The organism is Streptomyces sp. SID1328, from assembly GCF_009865595.1.
Taxonomy (GTDB): Bacteria; Actinomycetota; Actinomycetes; order Streptomycetales; family Streptomycetaceae; genus Streptomyces; species Streptomyces griseoluteus.
The window spans coordinates 1-1,449 of sequence record NZ_WWKH01000369.1; the positions used below are offsets into that span (position 1 = coordinate 1).

General features: G+C 74.5%; 2 protein-coding genes and 1 pseudogene. 2 read left to right on the plus strand and 1 reads right to left on the minus strand.

The window, feature by feature from the left end; genetic code table 11:
- Positions 1-448: glycoside hydrolase family 15 protein (locus tag GT030_RS11020; RefSeq protein WP_237522310.1), on the plus strand; the 448-nt coding region annotated here is incomplete at its 5' end.
- Between the two features lie 4 nt (positions 449-452).
- Positions 453-1,208 (plus strand): SDR family oxidoreductase, encoded by a 756-nt coding sequence (locus GT030_RS11025; protein WP_161200944.1) that lies wholly within the window; start codon positions 453-455, stop codon positions 1,206-1,208.
- 19 nt (positions 1,209-1,227) lie between these two features.
- Here the strand turns inward: GT030_RS11025 and GT030_RS11030 are convergent.
- A pseudogene (locus GT030_RS11030) lies at positions 1,228-1,449 on the minus strand (alkaline shock response membrane anchor protein AmaP); the annotation flags it as partial.

Here is a 1,449-nt window from a genome sequence, read left to right on the forward strand (position 1 = left end):
GCGCAACACCTTCACCCAGTACTACGGCTCCCGCGAGCTGGACGCCTCGCTGCTGCTGATCCCGCGCGTGGGCTTCCTGCCCCCGGAGGACCCGCGGGTGATCGGCACGGTCGACGCGATCGCCGCCGACCTGGGCGAGAGGGGCTTCGTGCGCCGCTACGACACCGAGGACCCCGAGGGCCCGGTGGTCGACGGGCTGCCCGGGGGCGAGGGCGCCTTCCTCGCCTGCTCCTTCTGGCTGGCCGACGCCCTGCACCTGACCGGCCGCACGGACGAGGCCCGCGCGCTGTTCGAGCGGCTGGCCGGGCTGGCCAACGACGTGGGGCTGCTGGCCGAGGAGTACGACGAGGAGGCCGGCTGCCAGCTCGGCAACTTCCCGCAGGCGTTCAGCCACATCGCGCTGGTGAACACCGCCTTCACACTCTTCGGCACCGAGGAGGCAGGATAGGAGCATGGATCTTGGACTGAAGGACCGGGTGTACATCGTCACCGGCGCCTCGCGGGGCCTGGGCAACGCGGCCGCGCGGCAGTTGGTCGCGGACGGGGCGAAGGTGGTCGTCACCGGCCGGGACGAGCAGCGGGTGGCGGACGCCGCCGCCGAGCTGGGCCCGGACGCGGTGGGCGTGGCCGTCGGCAATGCCGAGCCGGACGCCCCCGAGCGGCTGATCGGGCTGGCCCGCGAGCGCTTCGGCCGTTTCGACGGCATCCTCATCAGCGTCGGCGGCCCGCCGCCCGGCTTCGTCGCGGACAACAGCGACGAGCAGTGGCGGGACGCGTTCGAGTCGGTGTTCCTCGGCGCGGTGCGCCTGGCCCGCGCCGCGGCGGCGGAGCTGGGGCCGGACGGGGTGATCGGGTTCGTGCTGTCGGGCTCGGTGCACGAACCGATCCCGGGGCTGACCATCTCCAACGCCCTGCGGCCGGGCCTCGCCGGGTTCGCCAAGTCCCTCTCCGACGAGCTGGGCCCGCGCGGCATCCGGGTCGTCGGCCTGCTCCCGGCACGTATCGACACCGACCGGGTGCGTGAGCTGGACGCCCTCTCCGCCGACCCGGTGGCCACCAGGGCGGCCAACGAGTCCCGCATCCCGCTGCGCCGGTACGGGACGCCGGAGGAGTTCGGCCGGGTGGCCGCGTTCCTGCTGTCACCGGCGGCGTCCTATCTGACGGGCGTCATGCTGCCGGTCGACGGGGGCATGCGGCACGGGTTCTGAGTCCTTCCGGGACGGACCGTCAGCTCACCCGGTCCGCCTTGTGCCTGACCCTCTTGAGCCGCACCTCGGTGGGCAGCGACTCCAGCCCCGTCGAGTCGCGGGCGGCGGTCAGCGGGCGGGCGCTGAAGTCGGCCAGGGTGGCGGCCGGGGACGCGTCGGGTTCCAGCCGGAGCCCGGCGCGCAGCCTGGGGGACGTACGGCCGCCGGCCAGATGGGTGTCGGCCCCGGCCACGCCCGGCCG

What these genes read in the sequence shown, in the direction of transcription:
- GT030_RS11025 (WP_161200944.1), top strand. Translation starts at nt 453, where the DNA reads ATGGATCTTGGACTGAAGGACCGGGTGTACATCGTCACCGGCGCCTCG.